This window comes from Ruegeria sp. HKCCA0370, from assembly GCF_013033705.1.
Taxonomy (GTDB): domain Bacteria; phylum Pseudomonadota; class Alphaproteobacteria; order Rhodobacterales; family Rhodobacteraceae; genus Ruegeria.
On the sequence record NZ_WQEP01000005.1, the window covers coordinates 219090 to 241084 of the forward strand.

The following is a 21995-nucleotide window of genomic DNA, read 5'->3' on the forward strand; positions in this document are numbered from 1 at the left end:
TGATACATATGGCGGGCAACAGCGGTGGCCCCTGGGGGGGCGGAGGCTCTTCAGGAGGTGGAGGAAATCGGGGTAACAACGGGGACGGGCGACGCCCACCCGAAGGCGACGGCCCGCAGATTCCCGAGATCGACGAGCTGATGAAAAAAGGCCAGGAGCAGCTGCGCGTCCTGATGGGCGGTCGCGGCGGCGGTGGCCGTGGTGGCAGCGGTGGTCAGGGCGGTGGAGGCCCGGCCTTTACCAAAGGAACAGTTGCGATTGGTCTGGTGGCGGCTGCCGTTTTGTGGGGGCTGGCCAGCTTTTATACTGTAAAACCGGAAGAACAGTCAGTTGAGCTGTTTCTGGGTGAGTTTTCTGCGGTTGGCAATCCGGGTCTGAACTTCGCGCCATGGCCGTTTGTCACTGCCGAGGTGATTCCGGTCACCCGCGAACAGACCGAAGATATGGGCGGAGCCCGGGGCAGCGACGATGGCCTCATGCTGACCGGCGACGAAAACGTGGTCGATATCGACTATCAGGTCGTCTGGAATATCAACGACCCGGCCAAGTTCCTGTTCAATTTGCGTGATCCGCGTCAGACGATCCGCGCCGTGTCGGAATCGGCGATGCGCGAGATTATCGCGCAGAGCGAGCTGGCACCAATCCTGAACCGGGATCGCGGCATCATTGCCGAGCGCCTGCAGGAACTGATCCAGACGACGATGGACAGCTACGATTCGGGTGTGAACATCATCCGAGTGAACTTCGACAAGGCCGACCCGCCGCAGGACGTGATCGCCGCCTTCCGCGATGTTCAGGCCGCCGCGCAGGAGCGTGACCGGCTGCAAAACGTCGCCGACGCCTATGCCAATCGGGTTTTGGCTGAGGCGCGCGGTGAAGCTGCCCAGGTACTGGAAGAAGCCGAAGCCTACCGCGCACAGCAGATCAACAGCGCCATGGGTGAGGCGAGCCGTTTCAGCGCGGTTCTGGAAGAATATTCGAAAGCGCCTGATGTGACCCGCAAACGTCTGTACCTGGAGCGGATGGAGCAGGTTCTGGGTGACGTGGACAAGATCATTCTGGACGAAAACTCGACCGGATCGGGGCAGGGCGTCGTACCTTACCTGCCGCTGAACGAACTGCGCCGCAATTCCGGACAGGAGAGCAACTGATGCGTAAAGCGACCTTTATTCTGCCGATCGTTTTCATCGCGATTGTTGGTGTACTGTCCTCGATCTTCATCGTGGATGAACGTGAGCGCGCGTTGGTTCTGCAATTTGGCCGCGTTGTTGCGGTCAAGGAAGAGCCGGGTCTGGCGTTCAAGATCCCGCTGATTCAGGAAGTTGTCCGCTATGACGACCGGATCCTGTCCATCGACGTTCAGCCGTTGGAGGTTACGCCTCTGGATGATCGCCGACTGGTGGTTGATGCCTTCGCCCGCTATCGGATTTCTGATCTGGAACAGTTCCGTCAGGCCGTTGGTGTGGGTGGTATTCCGGTCGCCGAAGACCGTCTGGATCGTATCCTGCGCGCTGAAACCCGCGAAGTACTGGGTTCGGTGTCCTCGCGTGACATCCTCAGTTCAGACCGTGCCGCGCTGATGCTGCGCATCCGCAACAGCGCAATTGCCGAGGCACGTGCGCTGGGCGTCAACGTGATCGACGTGCGCCTGAAAGCGACCGACCTGCCGCAGGCGAACCTCGAGGCAACATTCGACCGGATGAAGGCTGAACGTGAACGTGAAGCGACCGACGAGCGCGCCCGCGGTAACGAAGCTGCACAACGTGTTCGCGCGCAGGCAGACCGTACCGTGGTCGAACTGGTCTCGGATGCCCGTCGGGAAGCGGAAATCATCCGCGGTGAAGCTGACGCCGAACGCAACGCGATCTTTGCCGAAGCGTATGGTGCAGACCCGGAGTTCTTCGAGTTCTACCGTTCGCTGACCGCGTATGAAAATGCGCTGCAAGGTGGTAATAGCTCATTGATCCTGAGCCCGGATTCCGAGTTTTTCAACTACCTCGCTTCGCCAAACGGACGGCGAGCACCGGCGGCTGCGGCGTCTGAATAATGGGTATGATCCTTCTGGCTTTCGGGCTGGTACTGATTGTCGAGGGGCTGGCCTATGCGCTGGCCCCTTCGCTTATCGAGCGGATGCTTGAAGCCCTGCGGGACATGCCAGAGCAAGCCCGGCGCCTGGTCGGATTGCTATGCGTGATCAGCGGTTTGGTCCTGCTTTGGGGCGCGCAACAATTGGGATTTTGACGCTGTGGTTTCACTTGCTGGTGATTTCACTGCGATCCCGAGTTGCTCGTGGGGGCAAACTGACTACATTGGTTTGTAAGAAAGGCCGAGAACAAGCGGTCTTGGCGTGAATGTCGACAAGGAGAGCTCAAGTGCAGGCGAAAGCGCGCAGTGTATCCGTCCGGTGGGACGAAGTGAGTGTTTGGATGCGGCTGATGTGGCTGGCTTTTGCAGGTTCACTGCTGTTGCTGGCGCAATCGGTTGCAGCGCAGGCCAAAAGTGAAAGTCTGGCGCCGCTGGCCGAGGAAATCAGCCCGGCAGTAGTGAACATTACCACCAGCACTTTGATCGAAGGCCAGACTGGACCGCAAGGTATTGTTCCTGAAGGCTCTCCGTTCGAGGATTTCTTTCGCGAGTTTCAGGATCGCAACGGTGACAACGGTGACAACGCGCCGCGCAGAAGCAACGCGCTGGGATCTGGGTTCGTTATCTCGGAAGATGGCTTTATCGTCACAAACAACCATGTGATCGCCGAAGCTGATGAGATACTTGTGGAATTCTTCCCCGGCGATGGCCAACCCAAGAAAGAGCTGGTGGCCAAGGTTATCGGAACGGATGAGAAAACCGATATCGCGCTGCTCAAGGTCGAGGCTTCGGGCCCACTGAAATACGTGAAATTCGGCGACAGCGACATAGCGCGTGTGGGTGACTGGGTTATCGCCATGGGCAACCCGCTTGGGCAAGGCTTTTCGGTATCGGCGGGGATCGTTTCAGCCCGCAACCGAGCGCTGAGCGGAACCTATGACGATTACATTCAAACGGACGCGGCGATCAACCGTGGCAACTCGGGCGGGCCGCTGTTCAACATGGACGGCGAAGTGATCGGTGTGAACACCGCAATCCTGTCGCCCAACGGCGGTTCGATCGGCATCGGTTTCTCGATGGCGTCGAATGTTGTCGTAAAAGTCGTGGATCAACTGCGCAAATATGGCGAGACCCGCCGCGGTTGGTTGGGCGTCCGTATTCAGGACGTAACCGAGGACATGGCCGAGGCCATGGGCCTGGAAAAGCCGGGCGGGGCGCTGATCAGCGATGTACCGGACGGCCCCGCCAAGGAAGCTGGGTTGAAGGCGGGTGACGTGATCCTCAGCTTTGATGGCGTCGAGGTGGAAGACACCCGAGGTCTGGTGCGTCAGGTCGGTGAAGCAGAAGTTGGCAAGTCGGTCAGAGTGGTCGTGCACCGCGACGGCGGAACCCAGACCGTACTTGTGACACTAGGGCGTCGGGAAGATGCGGAACGCGCTGACACTGGCGAGGAGGAACCGCAGGAAGCTCCGATTGAAGAGAACGCGGATATTCTGGGCCTGACGATTTCCCCCCTGACCGATACGCTGCGTGCAGATTTGGGTCTGGATGGTGATGCAGACGGCCTTGTGATTACGGATGTCGATGAAGCATCTGAGGCCTATGCCAAGGGAATGCGGGCAGGTGATCTGATCACCGAAGCAGGCCAGCAAAAGGTGGAAACCATCGGAGATCTCGAAGCCCGCATGGAAGAATCGCGCGAAGCTGGTCGCAAATCTCTGCTGCTGTTGGTGCGCAGGGGCGGCGATCCGCGTTTTGTGGCGCTGAGCCTCGAGAACTGATTGAACAGGCCGGGAAAACCTCCCGGCCTTTTTTTTGCGGGCCAGACCGGGTATCACTGATGCGCCAAAAAAATGAGCCATACGCAGTGATTGCGTATGGCTCAGATACAGGGAGAGGTCAGTGGACAGATATCGGGGATGATTCTCTGACCTCCTACGGTAACAAACTCACGTTAGGTCAAAGCGTAATTGATGGTCTGTGAACCAGATCACACCGGATCAAATAAGATCTGAATCAGCCAATTCTCGCAGGGCTTCAAAATCCTGGATCAGCAAACCGCCACGAGAGGCTTCGACCATGTTGTCGCGTTTCCAGATCGAGATGGTTTTGGATACTGCCTCGCGTGTGGCACCGACAAATTCGGCCAGTTCACTCTGCGACAGGGTGATGCGCGCGGCCGGGTCGTCCTGTAAACTGGACAGGTGCAGCAGCTTGCGGGCCAGCCGAATAGGCATGGGCAGAAAGACCTGCTCGTTCAATTGCAATCCCATCCATCGCATCCGCAAACCGGCCAGACGGATCATATCCACGGCAAGGTCTGGCTGTTGTCTGATCTGGTTCATAACGTCGTTGCGGCGCACGCGCAGTACACGCGACTTTTCTGCCGCCGCAATGGTGGCAGTACGCGGACCATTGTCGAACAACGCGATTTCACCGAAGACTTCGCCGGGGCGCATCAAAGTAAGTGTCAGTTTGCGGCCGCTCATTGCCAGAAAGGAAACCTCTAACGTGCCTTCCAAAATGGCATAGAGAGAGTCGCCCTCGTCACCTTGTTCAAAAAGTATTTCACCTTGGGACAGAGATATTTCGGTCGCCTGCGCCGAAAGCATTTCTCTGAGCCCGTCGGAAGCTTCGGCAAGGAAGCCGCTGGTGGGAAAGGCCGTCATGTATGCACCGATCTTGGGCAGGGTATGAGAGTGGGTGGTGGCACAACTTCCCATAGCTGGGCGCTCAAGCCAAGAATTTTGTTTGTTTTGGCAGGTCTGGCGGGTGTAAAGGCCGCTATTTCTGCTCGGGATCGTCCATATAGCGTTGCAGAATGCTGAACTGAAGCATCAGGAAGGCCATCAGCGCGATGGGAAAGCCGAAGGTCTCGATCTTGACCCACAGATCCGTCGACATGGTGCGCCAGACGAATTCGTTTGCGGCGGCCAGAACGGCGAAACAAGCACACAGACGGCGCGTGAGTATCATCCAGCCTTCGTGTTTCATCGGCAGCATTTCGTCCAGAACATAGGCCAGGTAGGATTTCTTTTGCATCAGACCGATGCCGAGGATCAGGGCAAACAGACCATAGACAAGTGTGGTTTTCATCTTGAAGAACCGCTCGTCGTTGAACCAGGCTGTGAGACCGCCGAAGAAAATCACCATGATGGCCGTGAAGATCTGCATCCGGCTGAGTTTGCCGGTCAGATACCACAGGATACCCATTGCCCCCAGCATCAGGGGGACAAAGATAATCGTGGCGATAATGAAGCCGGAATACTCGATGCCGCCGATCAGAAAACTGTCGTCGCGCAGGCGCAGGTAGATGAAGAAGAAGGCCAGCGGGGGGCCAAGTTCCAGAACCTGTTTCAGAAACGGGTTGATGTCTTTTTTGCCTGTCATCTGTACTTCCTGCTGCTTATCCGCCCATCTCAACTATTACGGCGCCAAGTGCAATCAATGCCATCAGGGCAATGCGTCTTGGGCCAACCGTTTCCTTTAGCACAAGCCAGCCGATCAGCGCAGCGAAGACTGTTGAGGTTTCGCGCAGAACGGCTGCTTCACCGACTTTGTCCAGCCGGGTGGCCAGCATGATCGCCCCGAAGGACAAAGGGGCGATGATACCGCCAGCGAGGCCGCGCAGCATCAGCGGACCAGGCGCAGGTCTGTGCGCCATCGCGCGCCACCTGAGAAATGCGTAGATCGGCATGGCCGCGCCGTCGATCATGAAGAACCAGGCCAGAAAGGTGAACGGATCGGCGGTGGCGCGAATGCCATAGGCGTCATAGGTGGTGTACAGGGCCACAAACAGGCCAGTGATGATCGCCAGTGTCAGCGCGATGCCCAGCGTATCCCTGTTGGTTTCCAGGAACCTGAAGTTGTAGGCAGCCAACCCAAATATCCCCGCCAGCAAGGTGGCCACGCCCAGCCATTGAACGGCCGAGAATGTTTCGCCGAACAGAAGATAGGCACCGATGACCGTGAACAGCGGGCCCGTCCCGCGCACCACCGGATAGACGACGGTGTAAGAGCCTTTGGTATATGCCATGGCTTGCAATGTCTTGTAGGCGATGTGGATCAGCCAGACGAGCGCGAAGATCGGCCACATATGAGGTTCGGGCCAGGGCACCACGAAAAAGGCGAAGGGGGCGGCCATGAGGCAATAGCAGGCGTCGATCGCGCCGCGGGACAGCCATGGGTCATGCCTGCCTTTTTGCAATGCACCGAAGACCGCGTGCAGGAACGCCGCCATCAAAGCCAGCGCCAATGCCAGCTGGTGTCCGGCTTCGGTGCCTTCGAGAGAGATCAGCCAGTCGCTCAAATACGCGGACCTTTTGCGGAGCGGAGAGGGTGGGGGGCTGTCTGCCCCCCACACCCCCCGAGGATATTTGGGGCCAGATGAAGCCTGGGATCAGCCTTTGTCGAGACCGGTGAGGGCGGCAGCGAATTCTTCGGGGTCGAAAGGGGCAAGGTCGTCGATCTGTTCGCCGACGCCGATCGCGTGGATGGGCAACCCGAATTTGTCTGCCAGGGCAACAAGAACACCGCCCTTGGCCGTGCCATCCAGCTTGGTCATGACCAGACCGGAAACGTCCGCCAGATTGCGGAACGTTTCCACCTGGCTCAGCGCGTTCTGTCCGGTGGTGGCGTCGAGTACGAGCAAGGTATTGTGCGGAGCAGTGTCATCAACCTTGCGGATGACGCGGACGATTTTGGCCAGTTCCTCCATCAGGTCGGTGCGGTTTTGCAGGCGACCCGCCGTATCTATCATCAGCAGATCGGCGCCCTCTGCCTGTGCACGGGTCAGCGCGTCAAAGGCGAGGCTGGCGGGGTCCGAGCCTTCGGGGGCGGTCAGCACCGGAACTCCGGCGCGATCGCCCCAGACCTGCAACTGTTCCACGGCCGCAGCGCGGAAGGTATCGCCGGCGGCGATGACGACCTTTTTGCCGGCCTCTTTGAACTGGCTGGCCAGTTTTCCAATTGTCGTGGTCTTGCCTGAGCCGTTGACGCCGACGACCAGCACCACTTGTGGTCGTTTGGGATAGATCGGCAGAGGCTTGGCCACAGGCTCCATCACGCGGGCGATTTCTTGTGCCAGAAGTTGCTTGATCTCTGTGGTCGACAGTTTGCGGCCAAAGCGGCCCTCAGCCATGTTCGACGTGACACGCAAGGCCGTGTCGACGCCCATGTCCGAGGCGATCAGCAGCTCTTCGAGCTGCTCCAGCATGTCATCGTCCAGGGTGCGGCGCATTTCCGTGACGGCGCCTCGATTGAACAGGCGGTTCAGGATACCCTTGGATTCCGGTATTTCCGGCGGTGGAGCGACAGGCGTGGGGTCAGCCGGGATCGGTGCTGGCGGTTCAACCGGTTGCGGGGCCGGGGCAGGCTCGGGCACTTCCGGAACGGGTTGCGGATCGGGCTGCGGCTGAGGGATCACCGGATCCGGAGCCGCCGTTTCCTCGCCGCCATCCTCGACGATGGCTTCCAGCCCTTCTTCAAGACGAGATGAAGATTTGAACAGCTTGTCCTTTAGCTTTGAGAAAAACGCCATACTTGGTCTCCACAGGTGTTCCCTTCACCTAATGCGGATTTGCGGCAGTTGCAAAGGGTCACGCAAACGCAAGGACAAAGCCAAGCTGAGCACCCCAGTAAAGGGGCCATACAAGATAGGGCGTCACCTTGAGGGCCGGATGGTGCGGCGGCAGCAGGAACTTCTCGGTTGCGAGGATCAGATCTGACGCGATGAAGGCCATTGCGGCGGGAAAGGCCCACCGAAGGGGACCGGCATCCGGCAGTGCCAGCACCGTGATCCCCATGCCAAGAATGATGGGGATATAGGCCAGAACGGGCCCCTTCAGGTCTCCGGCGCGGGGCGCAAGCAATGTGGCCATGATGATGCCCAGAATGATCAAGGACCATACAATCGCAGGCGCGCTGAGGATCAGCCCGGCAGAACTGATCGGCAATGTCAGGAACAGAGCGATATAGGCCAGATGCCCGGCGGCAAATGCGGCGATGCCCGTCATGAAGGTGGCATCTGTTTCGCGCGACAGCAGCGCGTCGCCTGTCGCACAAAGAGCAAGCGCAAGAACCAAGAGCCAAGGCCCACCGTTCATGATGGCCGTGACCGCCAATAGGGCGACCGATGCGGTTTTCAGTACAGTGCGCAAAGAACCGGCGGGCCGGGAGGTCAGCGGCAGGTAACCAAGGGCGCAGCCACAAGCGATCCAGAACAGTAGGGTTGTCATGTCATCTCCTCGCCGGTTCAGAATAATCTGATCTGGGGCGTGGCGTGAAATCAACCGCTTACGTTGAGTTAAGCACCTTGTGATGACCCCGATCCAACAGGCGAATGGCATGACCGAAGCGCTTCTGACAAAATGGAAACATGTTCAGGTTCCTGATGATTCTCGTGACTTTTGCCGCACATTCCGTGGCGGCACAAACGCCTTTGTCTGGCTCGGAGTTCGACAAGTATACGCAGGGCAAAACTCTGTTTTACGGGTTCGAAGGTCAGATTTACGGGGTGGAGCGGTATCTTCCGAACCGTCGTGTGATCTGGTCTTTTCTCGACGGGAATTGCAAGGAAGGTATCTGGTATCAGCAGGGTGAGCAGATCTGCTTTGTCTACGAAGACAGGTTGGATCCGCAATGCTGGGTTTTCACTCAATCCGGTGGTGGTTTGATTGCGCAGTTCGAAGGCAATCCGCAAGCGACCGAACTGTATGAGGCCGAGGATCTTGGGGAAGAAATGGTTTGTTACGGGCCGGACGTTGGCGTTTGATCAGTTTGCGCGCAGCTCATCATAATTGATCATGACATGGGTTTGGTAAGCTGTTCTGTCCGTCAACCCTTCATAATAGCGGCGCAAGCTGGGCAGTGATGCGCGCGAAACATCGATGTCATAGTAGCGATAGAGTATGTGTCCCAACTGGATATCGGCCAAAGTCAGGCAGGAACCGCACAGGAAAGCGTTTTCAGAAAGTTGCGCATCGGCGATTGTCACGGCCCCAGATGGTCAACATGGCTTAGAACAGTGATCCCTGATCCGGGGTGTCCGGCCTGGGTTTCTTTGAGGGTGATTTCGCGCCCGGACCGGTGCTGAGAACACCATCGGCGAATTCGATCTCGAGCGCCGTTTGTTTGGCGGCCTGAGCCTTGGTGGTGATCACATTCCCTTCGGCCCGGACGACTGCGTATCCGCGGTCCAAAGTGGCTTTGTAGCTCAGCGTCTCGCGCAGGCGGTCCGTCGCTTCGAGTTGCTGTTTGAGGCGGTCCAGTCGCGTGGTTTGGGCCGCGTGCATTCGATCGCGCAAACGATCGAGGTTTTGCCGCTGCTGGTCGATTTCCCTTTGGATCGGTCGCAAGGACAGGCGCGATGACAGGTTGCGCAGCGATTCCTGTCGCGTCGATATCAAGCTTCGCAGGGTCGAGGGGCGCAGATGAGCAGACAATTCCACCACTTGCAGGCGACGGTTCTGCACCCCGCGGATCAAGGCGGGCGTGAGGCGATCTGCAATCAAATCAAGCCGTTGCCTTGGTGTGTTCAACAGGCTGTCCGGGCGCGGCAGGGCGCGGGACAGATCGCGCAGCCTTTGCGTTCGGCGTTGGACGGCATCCGTTGCCGCGCGGGACAGGCGCGCAGCTTGCTCTTCGGTCCAGGCAAGCAGTTCCATACGCACCGGAACAGCCAGTTCGGCGGCCGCGGTGGGCGTCGGCGCGCGCTGGTCCGACACAAAATCAATCAGGGTGGTGTCGGTTTCATGCCCAACGGCCGAGATCAACGGTATGTCCGACGCGGCTGCGGCGCGGGCGACGATCTCTTCATTGAAACCCCAGAGGTCTTCGATCGATCCGCCACCACGGGCGACGATGATCAGGTCGGGCCGGGGCAACGCGCCGCCGGGTGTCAGTTGGTTGAAGCCTTCGATGGCGCGGGCGACCTCGGGCGCGCAGTTGGCCCCTTGAACCGCCACAGGCCAGATCAGCACCTTGCGCGGAAACCTGTCCCTGAGCCGATGCAGAATGTCGCGGATCACGGCACCGGAAGGGGATGTCACAACGCCAATGATCTGCGGCAGGTACGGCAGGGGTTTCTTGTGTTCAGGTGCGAACAGACCTTCGGATTCCAGTTGTTTCTTGCGCTTCTCCAGCAGCGCCATAAGCGCGCCCTGACCCGCGACGGAAACCTCATCGACGTTCAGGTTGTATTTGGATTGCGCCCCGAAAGCGGTAAGGCGGCCGGTGACGACGACCTCCAACCCTTCTTCGGGCACAACGGACAGGCCTGAAATCTGACCTTTCCACGTGGTGCAGGCTAAAACGTTCCGGTCGTCCTTGATGTCGTAATACAGATGCCCGGATCGGGCTTTGAACACGCGCCCAACCTCACCGCGCACGCGGATTCGGCCGAATGAGCCTTCGAGCGTCCGTTTCACCTCACCCGAAATTTCAGACACTGTGTATTCAGGGGTGTTTTGGCCCGGAATCGGGTCATCAAGCAGATCGGACATTTCAGCGCCTTGTTTCAAATGCGCGCCCAGCTTAGAACGCCGCGCAGGCAAGGCCAAGCAGATCGGAGAGCTTTCATGAATATCCTCATTCTCGGCAGCGGAGGGCGCGAACACAGCCTGGCATGGGCAGTGCTGCAAAACCCCAAATGTGATCGCCTGATCGTTGCTCCGGGGAATGCGGGGATCGCGCAGATCGCGGATTGTGCCGCTCTGGATATTGAAAACGGCGGGGCTGTTGTCGGCTTTGCCGAAGAAAATGCGATTGATTTCGTGATCGTCGGGCCCGAGGCGCCTTTGGCGGCCGGAGTGGTTGATCGGTTGCGCGAAGCCGGAGTATTGGTTTTTGGACCCTCGGCCGAGGCGGCAAAGCTGGAAGCGTCGAAAAGTTTCACCAAGGAAATCTGCGACGCGGCCAACGCCCCCACCGCAGCTTATGCCCGGTTTACCGAGGCCGAGGCTGCCAAAGCCTATACCCGCGAACAGGGCGCACCGATTGTGGTCAAGGCCGATGGTCTGGCCGCAGGCAAGGGCGTTATCGTTGCGATGGACGAAAAGACCGCACTGGACGCCATTGACGACATGTTCGGCGGTGCGTTTGGCGGTGCCGGTGCGGAAGTCGTCATTGAAGAATTCATGGATGGGGAAGAAGCCTCGCTGTTCGTTCTGTGTGATGGTGAGGACATTCTTTCAGTCGGGACGGCCCAGGATCACAAACGGGTTGGCGAGGGCGATACCGGGCCGAACACGGGCGGGATGGGCGCGTATTCTCCGGCGCCGGTGTTGAGCGAAGAGGTGGAGGCGCGCGCGATGGAAGAGATCGTGCGCCCCACCATCGCCGAGATGAAACGCCGGGGAACGCCGTTTCAGGGCGTTCTTTATGCAGGTTTGATGATCAAGGACGGGCGGCCAAGGCTGGTTGAATACAACGTCCGCTTCGGTGATCCGGAATGTCAGGTGTTGATGATGCGGTTGGGCGCGCAGGCGATGGACCTGATGCACGCCGCGGCCGAGGGCAGGTTGGGTGAAATGCGGGTGAATTGGGCGGATGACCATGCGATCACGGTTGTAATGGCGGCCAATGGCTATCCGGGTGCTTACAAGAAAGGCACTGCGATCAAAGGGCTTGAAGGCCTGCCGGAAGATAGCCGGAACATGGTGTTCCACGCTGGTACAAAGAGTGTCGATGGACACGTGGTTGCATCTGGCGGGCGCGTGCTGAACGTGACCGCCCGCGGGAACACGCTGCAAGAGGCGCGCGACCGGGCCTATGAAATGGTTGAAGCTGTGGATTGGCCTGACGGGTTTTACCGGCGCGATATCGGATGGCGTGCTTTGGAAGGTTGACGGGGTTGGGGGGGTGCCTCCTCGGCCTTGCGGCCTCCCGGCGCTGCGCGCGTTCGCGGTCGAAATCGTCCACTGGACGATTTCCTTTCAACCGCTCACCCCCCCCAGGATATTTTTGGCCAGATGAAGAGGCGGATCAGCAGTTCAGGGCTTGGGCAAGGCTTTTGTGGCCGTTGAACGGGCCCCGGTCGGATGTGATCCAGCCGTTGTCGTAGAAGACGCTGACGATCCGCGTCCAGTCGGCGCTGGCCACGATCAGTTCCGGGCGGTCGCCGCAGGTGCGCAGGCCTCCGGAAATGAAATCTTCACCGATCCTGTGGTTGGTCAATCCGGGCAGAGCCGCGATTTCGGTCAGGGCGTTGTCTTTGTAGCGCCAGATGCGCAGCGTTTTGGCCAAGTGAGGGCGATCGACATAGGCGATCTCGACATGTCCGTCGCCGTCCAGGTCGGCTGCTCCAATTGGGGCGAGCCAGCGGAAGCGGGTACCGATATGAGGCGTGGCCGCGATCTTGTCTCCGGCGGCGTCGTAGATCGCAAGTTGAGCCCCTGATTTGTTGTGGGATTCAACGACAATTGCTTCGCGCGCGCCGTCCAGGTTGACGTCTGCCAAACGCGGAGCGAGGTCTTCGAACACGCGATCCTGCGGCAGTCGAACAGTTACGACCGTAGTGTCGGTCGTGAATTCCACCGCGCCATATTCGATCGTGTCACCCAGGACGCCATGGGCGTAGCGGGTGGTTGGTTCTGTGAAGCGGGCGTCGTTGATGGTTTCCGCCGCGTCAGCCGGTTGCTGTGAGAGCCAAAGTCCGAAAGATAGCAAAGCGCCGCGTGCCCGAGATTGCCAAAAGCGACGGGGCAGGCGCGGCGCATTGTTGTGCATCAGATCTGCTTTTCAGGCATCTGAACGACCAGACCGTCCAGCGCATCGGTGACCTTGATCTGGCAGGTCAGGCGCGAGCGGGCCGGGTCGGGCTCATAGGCAAAGTCCAGCATGTCTTCTTCCATGTCATCCTTGGCCGGGATTTTCTCGACCCAGTCGGGGTGGACGTAGACATGGCAGGTCGAGCAGGCGCAGGCGCCGCCACAATCGGCCTCAATGCCGGGAATGTTGTTGTCACGGGCCCCTTCCATGACGGTCAGTCCGTTGGCGACCTCGACTGTGTGTTCGGTACCGCCGTGCTCGACATAGGTGATCTTTGCCATTGCGTGCGTCTTCCTTTTGCGATGTTCGATTTCTTCCTTAGTGAAGGCATTTAGGTCTTTCCAGCCTCATTTGCGACTCAGCGCGCCGTGTATGGACTTTCTTGTGGTTTGTTCTATTTTTGTTCTTATGCTTGTTACACCCATTCGCCCTGTGGTTTCAAACCGGGATTGGCCGCGCCCGCCGTCCTGTCTGCCTTCCAGCCAACTGGATTCCCCGCCCGAGGGCGCGCGCGTGGCTGTGGCCGGGCTTGTGATCCTGCGGCAGAGGCCGGGGACGGCCAAGGGCGTGATCTTTCTGACGCTTGAAGATGAGACCGGGATCGTGAATGTGGTGGTCTGGCGCAAAATCTACGAACGGTTCCGCCGTGCGGTGATTTCGGGGCGGTTGCTGAAGGTGACGGGCCGGATGCAGCGGGCGCATTCAGTGACCCATGTGATTGCGGAAGAAATCGAGGATATTTCGGGGATGCTGGATATGCTGGTTCAGGGCGCAGGGGCGGCCTGCCGTGACGGACAATAGCGAGCGGCTGTCTTGCCGCCTTGCGCACAGCAAGACCTGTGCGCCGATGAATGTCGGTAAGTTCTCGCATATCACGCTGGGTCAAAGGCGCTTTTCCGCCAATTCGGCATTGGTCGGTCGACTCTTTGATGTCGTGTTAGTAATGCGGGCATCTCTATGCGTCGGCCTGTGTCTGAACGCAGGCGCGACGGCACGCTACTCAACATCTTCTCAGAGTCAGTTCAGATGCCCGAAGTAACACGAAATGGATCGTTCGAAAAAACCGTCCAGCTGGATGAGAGCCAGATTGCCGGTCGCCTTGGCGAACTGTTGGAGCATACGCGTTCAAAAGGATACGTGCATACCGCCAGAATGATCGAGGAAGCGTTGAGTGCCCACTCTTTCGAGCGCAGACACCTTGGGAAAACCCAAAAATACCTCTCGGAATTGCAGCGTCTAAAGCGCAAAGAGATGACACGCTTGGTGCGGGAAACGGATGGGAAGAAGCAAGCGGCTTTTATTCTGACACCCCGGATGCGCGTTGACCACAGAAATCCTGCCGCGCTGCGCAGTGGAGCTTGGAGGAACACCCCGATGCCTTTCCCGGCGGAACCCGAATTCAAGTTTCGCTAGCCGAACCTGCCGTGGCCAAGGCGGACAGGGCTGATGATCCGCGTCAATCCAAACGGGTTTTCAACGCAGTCATCGTTTGAACAAGACTTCCTGCGCCTGTTTGTCACGATTGTCTCCTCGTAGCTCTGCGTGCAGAGCGCGTCCGGCCTGAACACCGGGGCGGGCGCCGACGGTCTTCAGCCAGCGCGCAAAGTGGGGTTTGTCCTCCAGCACTTGCTGCTGCCCTTCCCACAGGCTGGCCCAGCCCCAGATCGACATGTCTGCTATCGAATAGAAGTGTCCGGCAACGTATTCGTTCTCGGCCAGCCGTCTGTCGAGCACCCCGTACAGACGACCGACCTCGGCCCGGTATCGATCTTTGGCATAGGGCAGGTCCTGTGGCGGGTTCAGTTGCGGGGCGTATTTCAGGAAGTGATGCGCCTGACCTGCCATCGGGCCAACACCGCCCATCTGCCACATAAGCCATTCTTCGACGGCGATCCGATCACGCTCGGTCTTGCCATAGAACTGCCCGGTCTTGCGGGCCAGATACATCAGAATTGCCCCGCTTTCAAAAACCGAGATCGGTGCACCATCCGGCCCGTCAGGGTCCACGATTGCGGGCATACGGTTGTTCGGCGCAATCTTCAGGAACTGCGGGTCGAACTGATCACCTTTTCCGATATTGACCAGATGCGTGGTGTAGGGCAGCCCCATCTCCTCCAGGGCGATGGACACTTTCCAGCCGTTTGGTGTGGGCCAGAAATACAGATCAATCGGGTCAGCCATGTGTTCTCCTGATGTTGAAGGGATCATGCGGGTTTCTGCCGGTTCGGCAAGGGCCGCTTACGAAAGCGTGAGCGAAACGCAGGCCGGGCTTGACCGCAAACCGCCCGAGGCGTATGCCATCCCAGAGCTTCGTGGCGATTTGTTACCGGATTGCGGGCCACGCTAAACAACACCGCTAAAAGGTCAGGATGAAAGACCCCTTTCGCTTGGCCGCGTCTGGGGTTTTTTGTTTGCCTCCGCCGGAGGCTGAAAGGGAATGAGATGAGCGAGAACTGGAACAAACGCACCCAAGCCGTCCATGGCGGTGTCCGCCGCAGTCAGTACAACGAGGTGAGCGAGGCGATTTTCCTGACGCAGGGCTTTGTGTACGAAACCGCCGAACAGGCCGAAGCCCGGTTTCTGGAATGCGGCCCTGATGAGTTCATTTATGCCCGCTATGGCAACCCGACGGTTTCGATGTTCGAACAGCGCATCGCGGCCCTTGAAGGTGGCGAGGATGCGTTTGCGACGGCTTCGGGCATGGCGGCGGTGAACGGTGCACTGACCTCGGTGCTGAAGGCCGGGGACCATGTTGTTTCAGCAAAGGCACTGTTCGGGTCCTGCCTGTACATTCTGGAAAACATCCTGACCCGTTTTGGCGTCGAGGTGACTTTTGTGGACGGCACCGATCTGGAGCAATGGCAGACAGCGATCCGCCCGGACACCAAGGCGGTCTTCTTCGAGTCGATGTCGAACCCGACTCTTGAAGTGATCGACATCGCATCCGTGTCCAAGTTGGCCCATGCCGCCGGGGCGATTGTGGTGGTGGACAACGTGTTTTCGACGCCCGTCTTTTCGCGCGCGATAGAACAGGGCGCGGATGTAGTCGTTTATTCGGCGACCAAGCATATTGACGGACAGGGCCGTGCGCTGGGCGGTGTCATCATCGGCACCAGGGATTTCATCCGCGGAACCGTCGAGCCGTATCTGAAGCATACCGGCGGCGCGCTCAGCCCGTTCAATGCCTGGGTCATGCTCAAAGGTCTGGAAACCATGGCGCTGCGCGTCAATGCGCAGGCCGACAGTGCACAACGGATCGCAGAGGCGCTGGAAGGGCATCACGCGTTGGCGCGCACCCTTTACCCCGGTTTGAAGACCCACGCGCAAAATGCTCTGGTTCAATCGCAACTTGGTGGAAAAGGCGGGACTGTATTGTCCTTGGATGTCAAGGGCGGCAAGGACGCGGCTTTTGCTTTCCTCAATGCGCTGACCATTCCTGTGATCTCGAACAATCTAGGCGATGCCAAGTCGATCGCGACGCACCCGGCGACCACAACGCACCAGCGTCTGAGCGATGCTCAGAAAGACGAACTGGGCATTACGCCGGGCCTGATCCGTTTTTCCGTTGGCCTGGAAGACGCCGGAGACCTGCTGGCAGACATCCAGCAGGCATTGGAGGCTTCGCAGAAGCAAACAGCAGCACAGTGAAAAGCCTCTTACCACTAGGGGTCGTCGCGTTGTCTGTGAACGCGGCGTCTTTTCGGGTGGTATTCGTGGTCGAAGCCTGGCCTTTGTGTCTGCGAAAGGCGTATTCCGTTGCAGAATGACGGTTTTGCGCCGGTTTTTTCAATCCGGACTGCTATTGCCTGCGTATTGGGTTAAACTGGTAAATCACCTGCAGTCGTATATATTTCTACGACCAATCGAGGAACCGCAGCCGATGAACATCCACCCGCGCGATATTGATGAGACCCCGGATCAGGAAAAAGCCGCCGAGGCCCTGAAAGTTCTGCGGCGATGGGCGGAATCTGCGACGGCATCCGAGATCAGCCAACTGGATCCGGCTATTGCGCGGCTGGTGCCCGGCCTGACGCAGGTGAACTATCCTTCGCTTTCGCGCGAGTACCCGGAGGGTTTCTCGGTTGACGCGGATTACCGAGCGTCGTTGCCCGACTTGCAAAACGGCCCGTCCAGCTTGATACGCGGTGCCAAGCAGCAGATCCAGCATGTTGGCATCTCGAACTTTCGCCTGCCGATCCGTTTCCATCGGAAAGATGGGGAAGACCTGACGCTTGAGACGTCTGTTACGGGCACCGTCAGCCTTGAGGCCGAGAAAAAGGGAATCAATATGTCCCGGATCATGCGGTCTTTTTACAAACATGCCGAGCGCACATTCAGCTTCGAAGTGATGCAGGCGGCGCTTGACGACTACATGAACGACCTGGACAGCTTTGACGCACGTATCCAAATGCGGTTTTCTTACCCCGACAAGGTCAAGAGCCTGAGATCGGGTCTGGAAGGATATCAATATTACGACATCGCTCTGGAACTGGTTGAGACGGGCGGTGTGCGCCAGAAGATCATGCATCTGGACTATGTCTATTCCTCGACCTGCCCGTGCTCTCTGGAGTTGAGCGAACATGCCCGTGTCATGCGGGGACAATTGGCAACACCGCATTCGCAACGATCTGTCGCGCGGATTTCCGTGGTGGTGGATTGCGATGCCGATTGTCTTTGGTTTGAAGACCTGATCGAGTTGTGCCGACGCGCGGTGCCGACCGAAACTCAGGTTATGGTCAAACGCGAAGACGAACAGGCTTTTGCCGAGTTGAACGCAGCCAATCCGATTTTTGTCGAAGATGCGGCGCGCTTGTTCTGCGCTGAATTGCTGGCAGATCATCATGTTGGTGATTTCCGGATAATAGCCAGCCATCAGGAAAGCCTGCATAGCCACGACGCTGTGTCGATTCTGACCGAAGGCCCAACCTTTGCGGCATCCAGCTTGGATCCAAGACTGTTCAACACCCTGTTCCATATTGGGTGAACAACCCCGCATAAGCGATTAGAGTTTAATCAGAGATTAGGGCAGTAAGCGCTCTTTTGCCGCAATGCAGCAAAAATGCTGCATTTGCGCAGTCGTTTATAATATATCTATCTTGAATGCAGCAGCTGGATGCTTGCCATTTGATTGGCTGGCCGCCCCGAAAAGGATGCCGAGACGTGAGACGCCTTGGACTGCAAGATCGCGACCACCGTTCGAGAAATCGAAGAGGGCAAGGCGTTTTATCCATCACATTTGGGCTGCATCGTTATTACAGGAGAAGCATGTAATGAATCCGATTACCCAACCGCTGGAGTTTCAAGCTGCGGCAATTCGCATGGCTGGTTATGCAATGGTCAACCAGATGAAGATCATGCAGATCGTAGCCCGTTCAGCGTTCGAATTGCCGATGGCTCCTGTGCAAGCGTTGCACGTGGCTGCGGCGTCCCCGGAAAAGCCGGTGGAAAAGACGACGGTCAAGGCAAAAGCCACTGCGCCGCGTGTGCAAAAATCTGCCGTCAAAAAGACCGCAGCAGTGAAAAAAACCGTAACGAAGGTCACCGCCGGTAAACCCGAGCCCAAACCCGCGGAGTTTTCCGCGAAGCCGCGCGCCGTCGTCACGCCAAAGGCTGAACCTGCGGCGATAGCAAAGCCCGCACCAAAACCAGCACCCAAACCGGCGCCGCAGCCAAAAACAGAATCGAAACCGGCTGCAGCTGTTGCAAAAAACGCCAAACCGGCTGCGCGGAACGCGACTGCAACCACGTCTTCCTCTCGCGCGTCGGCCCCGGCAAAAAAACCTCGTACCCGACCGGCGGCTTCTGCGACCAAGGCACCTGCTGCGCGTGCCAAAGCCGCTAAGCCTATCGAACAAACCGTTTCGACCCCAGCAAAAACCGCGCCCCTTGCTCCCAAAGCAGAAACTCAGCAGTCGGCGCCCGCTGCTGCGCGGTCAAAACCTGCGGCATCGGCAGAACAATCAAAACCGCAGGCGCGCAAAACGCGACCGCCGTCGAAACCGCCCGCAATGCCGGGAGCGGATACCAAAACAGACACGTAAACCGGGATCATCTGCTTGACACGGTCGGGCTGGCGCGCCAACGCTGCGCGTTATGATGGATCTTCGCCCGGTCGGATATGTGATTGGCTTGCTGGTCGCCATTCTTGGGGCGACCATGCTGTTTCCTATGCTCGCGGACATTATCGAAGGTCGCGGCGAATGGAATGTGTTCCTGGAAAGCGCGATAATCACAATGCTGACCGGATCCGTCCTGGCGATGAGTTGCTCGAACGGTGTGGGCGAGGGGCTGACCATCCGGCAGACCTTTTTGCTGACAACCGGCGTTTGGGTCGCGCTGCCGGTGTTTGGTGCAATCCCGTTTCTGTTCGGTGAAACCGAGCTGCGCTTTGTCGATGCCTATTTTGAGGCGATGTCAGGCCTTACGACGACCGGTTCGACCGTAATATCAGGGTTGGACACGCTGCCAAAGGGCCTTTTGTTGTGGCGCGGTATCCTGCAATGGCTGGGAGGCATTGGTATCATCGTCGTCGCGATGGTATTCCTGCCCGAATTGCGGGTTGGTGGCATGCAAATCTTCCGCTCGGAAGGATTTGAAACCATGGGGAAAATCCTGCCTCGCGCGCAGGAGATTGCGGGGCAGATTTCCCTGATCTACGTCTTCCTGACTCTTGTGTGCGTGCTGGTCTATGCCGCGTTTGGGATGAGCTTTTTTGACGCGTTAGTGCATGCTTTCACGACGGTGTCCACGGGCGGTTTTTCGAACTATGATGCCTCGTTTGGAACATTTTCAGGCCCGGCCGAATATGCTGCATCCGTCTTCATGATTTTGGCGGCTCTTCCCTTTGTGCGCTATGTGCAGTTGGCCAATGGTCATACGGCGTCGTTATGGAAAGACAGTCAAATCCGGGCATTTCTGGCGACCATTCTGGTTCTGGTTGTCATCATGTCAGTCTTTCTGACCTCGGTCTTTCCGCATCATTGGGAACAGGCGTTCCGCGAGTCACTGTTCAACATCACCTCGATCATTTCGGGGACAGGATATGCCAGTGTCGATTACATGGGGTGGGGCAGCTTTCCGATCATGCTGTTTTTCCTGATCGGATTGATCGGTGGATGCGCGGGGTCGACTGCGTGTTCGATCAAGGTTTTTCGCTATCAGTTGCTGTTCGCCTCAATCAAAAGCCAGATCAAACGGATCAGGTCCCCACATGGCGTGTTCATGCCGCTCTATGATGGAAGGCCGGTCGGACGGGACGTTCTGACCTCGGTGATGAGTTTTTTCATGTTCTTCGTTCTGTCGATGGGAGTATTGTCCTGGGCGTTGGCACTGACAGGTCTGGACTTCATCACATCCGTTTCCGGGGCCGCGACAGCGCTGGCGAACGTTGGACCAGGTCTCGGTGACCAGATCGGACCGGCGGGTAATTTTGCGGGTCTCAACGATACGGCCAAATGGCTGCTGACAACTGGAATGCTGGTCGGGCGGCTCGAGCTTTTAGCGGTATACGCGATCTTCACCGTTCAATTCTGGAGAGGCTGATGAAAAGACCCCTTGGCGCGCAAATCTCGCATATGCTCAAGGATCGTGGCGTGGATGTGATTTTCGGTATACCGGGCGTCCACAACCAGGAAATGTATCGTGGTATCGAAGAGGCCGGCATCACGCATGTTCTGGCCCGGCACGAGCAGGGGGCCGGATTCATGGCTGACGGTTACGCGCGCGCGACCGGCCTGCCGGGCGTCGCCTATGTGATCACCGGTCCCGGTTTGTGCAACATCATGACCCCGATCGGACAGGCCTACAGCGACTCGGTTCCGATGCTGATTCTGTCCTCCTGTCTGGATGAAACGCAGGCTGTCCGGGGTCAGTTGCACCAGATGAAAGATCAACGTGCTGCCGCCGGTACGGTTGCGGATTGGTCCGTACAGGCCAACTCTGCCGAAGCTGCCTATGGGCTGATAGAACGGGCGTTTGAAGAATTTGAGCTTTCGCGCCCGCGCCCCAAGCACATTCAGGTGCCCATCGCGCAGTTGCAGGCAGAGGCCGACCCCGCGCCGTTCCCCAACCAGCCCGCGCTGCGCACCAAAGCCTTGCCGCCTGACGTGTCATCGGTCGTGTCCATGTTGAACTTGGCCCGCAGGCCGCTGTTCATCCTGGGTGGCCGATGCAGGTCGAATGATTGGCGTCAGATTTTGACACAGCTGGGGGCGGCCTGCTTTACCACTTATGCCGGGCGCGGGCTGCCGGGTGCAAATTATCCGCTGGACTTCGGGTCCATGTTGCCGCGTCCCGGCAGCGCCGAGGTAATCGCGTCGGCGGATCTGGTCGTTGCGGTCGGGGCCGAGCTGGGCGAGGTCGATTTGTGGCGGCAGGATTTGGGGCACAAGGCGACCTTGATACGCGTCGACCTCGACCCCGAGGTTCTTTCGGATCGCCATCGCGCCGCCATCAAGCTGCAAGTCGACAGCCAGAGCTTTGCCCGCGCCTTGTGGCACGCAACTCAGGACATGAAACCAGCAACAGGCTGGTCACCCGAGGAAGTCGCCGAGATGCGCGCCCGCTGGCGTGCCGAGGTGGATGCAGAGCGGCCCGGAATCGTGCCGATCGCGGATGCTTTGCGCGCTGCCATGCCGGCCGACACCATGATCTATTCGGACATGACGCAGTTTGCCTATGTCGCCAAAGAGGTATGGGACATGGCCTATCCTCATCACTGGCATCATCCGACGGGGTTTGGCACCCTTGGCTATGGGTTGCCCGCCGGTATTGGCGGGGCGGTTGCCCGGCGCGGCAAACCCACGGCGGTTATCGCCGGGGATTACGGGTTCCATTACACAATGCAGGAACTGGGCGTGGCGGTTGAGTTGGGATTGTCGCTGCCCATCATTCTATGGGACAATGGCAAACTAAAGGAAATCGAGGACAGTATGGTGCGCAGCCAGATCGCGCCCAACGCGGTCATGGCGCATAATCCCGATTTCTGCAAACTTGCCGAAGCCTTTGGTGCGCGCTCCTCGGCGCCTTCGAATGTAGCAGAGATGCAAAGTGCAGTAAGGGCCGCATTCGATGCGCCTGTGCCGACCTTGATCCACGTCACACCTGACATTCTCTAACGAAAATGCGCCGCACTTTCATGCGGC

The 21995-nt window shown here is 58.4% G+C and carries 23 protein-coding genes and 1 riboswitch; of the genes, 13 read left to right on the top strand and 10 right to left on the bottom strand.

Translation table 11 applies throughout. From position 1 onward, the window contains the following. Window positions 1-8: 8 nt before the first annotated feature. The 4 genes from hflK to GOW31_RS12940 all read left to right on the top strand — a co-directional run bounded on the left by hflK (window position 9) and on the right by GOW31_RS12940 (window position 3866). Window positions 9-1151, top strand: a complete 1143-nt coding sequence (gene hflK / locus GOW31_RS12925; protein ID WP_171170586.1) for an FtsH protease activity modulator HflK — start codon at window positions 9-11, stop codon at window positions 1149-1151. Next, on the top strand, window positions 1151-2047 hold the full coding sequence (hflC, locus tag GOW31_RS12930; protein ID WP_171119562.1) for a protease modulator HflC: 897 nt from the start codon (window positions 1151-1153) through the stop codon (window positions 2045-2047). Before hflK ends, hflC begins: the two co-directional genes overlap by 1 nt. After that, window positions 2047-2241 carry a DUF2065 domain-containing protein gene (locus GOW31_RS12935; protein WP_152457591.1) on the top strand — a complete coding sequence of 65 codons (195 nt, stop codon included), beginning with the start codon at window positions 2047-2049 and terminating at the stop codon, window positions 2239-2241. Before hflC ends, GOW31_RS12935 begins: the two co-directional genes overlap by 1 nt. A 110-nt stretch (window positions 2242-2351) precedes the next feature. Further along, on the top strand, window positions 2352-3866 hold the full coding sequence (locus GOW31_RS12940) for a Do family serine endopeptidase (protein ID WP_171170588.1): 1515 nt from the start codon (window positions 2352-2354) through the stop codon (window positions 3864-3866). Between the two features lie 219 nt (window positions 3867-4085). Here GOW31_RS12940 and GOW31_RS12945 read toward each other — a convergent pair whose 3' ends face one another. From GOW31_RS12945 to GOW31_RS12965, 5 genes are all read right to left on the bottom strand, one after another. After that, on the bottom strand, window positions 4086-4754 hold the full coding sequence (locus GOW31_RS12945; protein WP_171170683.1) for a Crp/Fnr family transcriptional regulator: 669 nt from the start codon (window positions 4752-4754) through the stop codon (window positions 4086-4088). Window positions 4755-4869: 115 nt separating this feature from the next. Next, window positions 4870-5475 carry an inner membrane-spanning protein YciB gene (locus tag GOW31_RS12950; RefSeq protein WP_152457594.1) on the bottom strand — a complete coding sequence of 202 codons (606 nt, stop codon included), beginning with the start codon at window positions 5473-5475 and terminating at the stop codon, window positions 4870-4872. A 16-nt stretch (window positions 5476-5491) separates the two neighbouring features. Beyond that, a complete protein-coding gene (locus GOW31_RS12955; RefSeq protein WP_171170590.1) occupies window positions 5492-6394 on the bottom strand; it encodes an EamA family transporter in 903 nt (300 codons plus the stop codon). A gap of 90 nt (window positions 6395-6484) precedes the next feature. Further along, window positions 6485-7624, bottom strand: coding sequence for a signal recognition particle-docking protein FtsY (ftsY, locus tag GOW31_RS12960; RefSeq protein WP_171170592.1), 1140 nt, complete (start codon window positions 7622-7624; stop codon window positions 6485-6487). A 58-nt stretch (window positions 7625-7682) separates the two neighbouring features. Beyond that, the gene (locus GOW31_RS12965; protein WP_171170595.1) at window positions 7683-8321 is read right to left on the bottom strand and encodes a lysoplasmalogenase; all 639 of its coding nucleotides are present in this window, start codon (window positions 8319-8321) and stop codon (window positions 7683-7685) included. 140 nt (window positions 8322-8461) lie between these two features. Between GOW31_RS12965 and GOW31_RS12970 the strand changes: the two genes are divergently transcribed. Continuing rightward, entirely contained in the window at window positions 8462-8857 is a 396-nt protein-coding gene (locus GOW31_RS12970; protein ID WP_253283775.1) for a hypothetical protein, read from the top strand. Here GOW31_RS12970 and GOW31_RS12975 read toward each other — a convergent pair whose 3' ends face one another. Continuing rightward, window positions 8858-9079 carry a glutathione S-transferase C-terminal domain-containing protein gene (locus GOW31_RS12975; RefSeq protein ID WP_171170597.1) on the bottom strand — a complete coding sequence of 74 codons (222 nt, stop codon included), beginning with the start codon at window positions 9077-9079 and terminating at the stop codon, window positions 8858-8860. It lies immediately after the preceding gene. A 22-nt stretch (window positions 9080-9101) separates the two neighbouring features. After that, on the bottom strand, window positions 9102-10586 hold the full coding sequence (gene xseA / locus GOW31_RS12980) for an exodeoxyribonuclease VII large subunit (RefSeq protein ID WP_171170599.1): 1485 nt from the start codon (window positions 10584-10586) through the stop codon (window positions 9102-9104). Between the two features lie 75 nt (window positions 10587-10661). Between xseA and purD the strand changes: the two genes are divergently transcribed. Next, window positions 10662-11930, top strand: coding sequence for a phosphoribosylamine--glycine ligase (gene purD, locus GOW31_RS12985; protein WP_171170601.1), 1269 nt, complete (start codon window positions 10662-10664; stop codon window positions 11928-11930). A 136-nt stretch (window positions 11931-12066) separates the two neighbouring features. On the opposite strand, the gene GOW31_RS12990 is transcribed toward purD, so the two are convergent. Next, window positions 12067-12810: a VCBS repeat-containing protein gene (locus GOW31_RS12990; protein ID WP_171170604.1), complete on the bottom strand. Its 744-nt coding sequence runs from the start codon at window positions 12808-12810 to the stop codon at window positions 12067-12069. Continuing rightward, the gene (locus GOW31_RS12995; RefSeq protein ID WP_152457603.1) at window positions 12810-13133 is read right to left on the bottom strand and encodes a 2Fe-2S iron-sulfur cluster-binding protein; all 324 of its coding nucleotides are present in this window, start codon (window positions 13131-13133) and stop codon (window positions 12810-12812) included. The genes GOW31_RS12990 and GOW31_RS12995 overlap by 1 nt, the downstream gene beginning before the upstream one ends. 127 nt (window positions 13134-13260) lie before the next feature. Here GOW31_RS12995 and GOW31_RS13000 point away from each other — a divergent pair, with 127 nt between their 5' ends. Next, window positions 13261-13653 carry an OB-fold nucleic acid binding domain-containing protein gene (locus tag GOW31_RS13000; RefSeq protein ID WP_152459842.1) on the top strand — a complete coding sequence of 131 codons (393 nt, stop codon included), beginning with the start codon at window positions 13261-13263 and terminating at the stop codon, window positions 13651-13653. A gap of 225 nt (window positions 13654-13878) precedes the next feature. Further along, window positions 13879-14265, top strand: coding sequence for a hypothetical protein (locus GOW31_RS13005; RefSeq protein WP_171170606.1), 387 nt, complete (start codon window positions 13879-13881; stop codon window positions 14263-14265). A gap of 69 nt (window positions 14266-14334) precedes the next feature. Here GOW31_RS13005 and GOW31_RS13010 read toward each other — a convergent pair whose 3' ends face one another. After that, complete coding sequence (locus GOW31_RS13010) at window positions 14335-15033, bottom strand: glutathione S-transferase N-terminal domain-containing protein (RefSeq protein ID WP_171170608.1); 699 nt, start codon at window positions 15031-15033, stop codon at window positions 14335-14337. A gap of 121 nt (window positions 15034-15154) precedes the next feature. Further along, window positions 15155-15232, top strand: a riboswitch (SAM riboswitch). A 62-nt stretch (window positions 15233-15294) separates the two neighbouring features. On the opposite strand from GOW31_RS13010, the gene metZ reads away from it, so the two are divergent. The 5 genes from metZ to GOW31_RS13035 all read left to right on the top strand — a co-directional run bounded on the left by metZ (window position 15295) and on the right by GOW31_RS13035 (window position 21968). Then, complete coding sequence (gene metZ / locus GOW31_RS13015) at window positions 15295-16500, top strand: O-succinylhomoserine sulfhydrylase (protein ID WP_171170609.1); 1206 nt, start codon at window positions 15295-15297, stop codon at window positions 16498-16500. Between the two features lie 232 nt (window positions 16501-16732). Beyond that, window positions 16733-17836, top strand: a complete 1104-nt coding sequence (gene folE2 / locus GOW31_RS13020) for a GTP cyclohydrolase FolE2 (protein WP_171170611.1) — start codon at window positions 16733-16735, stop codon at window positions 17834-17836. Window positions 17837-18002: 166 nt separating this feature from the next. Continuing rightward, the gene (locus GOW31_RS13025) at window positions 18003-18893 is read left to right on the top strand and encodes a hypothetical protein (protein ID WP_171170614.1); all 891 of its coding nucleotides are present in this window, start codon (window positions 18003-18005) and stop codon (window positions 18891-18893) included. Window positions 18894-18945: 52 nt separating this feature from the next. Next, window positions 18946-20394 carry a TrkH family potassium uptake protein gene (locus tag GOW31_RS13030; protein WP_152457609.1) on the top strand — a complete coding sequence of 483 codons (1449 nt, stop codon included), beginning with the start codon at window positions 18946-18948 and terminating at the stop codon, window positions 20392-20394. Then, complete coding sequence (locus tag GOW31_RS13035) at window positions 20394-21968, top strand: thiamine pyrophosphate-binding protein (protein WP_171170616.1); 1575 nt, start codon at window positions 20394-20396, stop codon at window positions 21966-21968. The genes GOW31_RS13030 and GOW31_RS13035 overlap by 1 nt, the downstream gene beginning before the upstream one ends. Window positions 21969-21995: the final 27 nt, after the last annotated feature.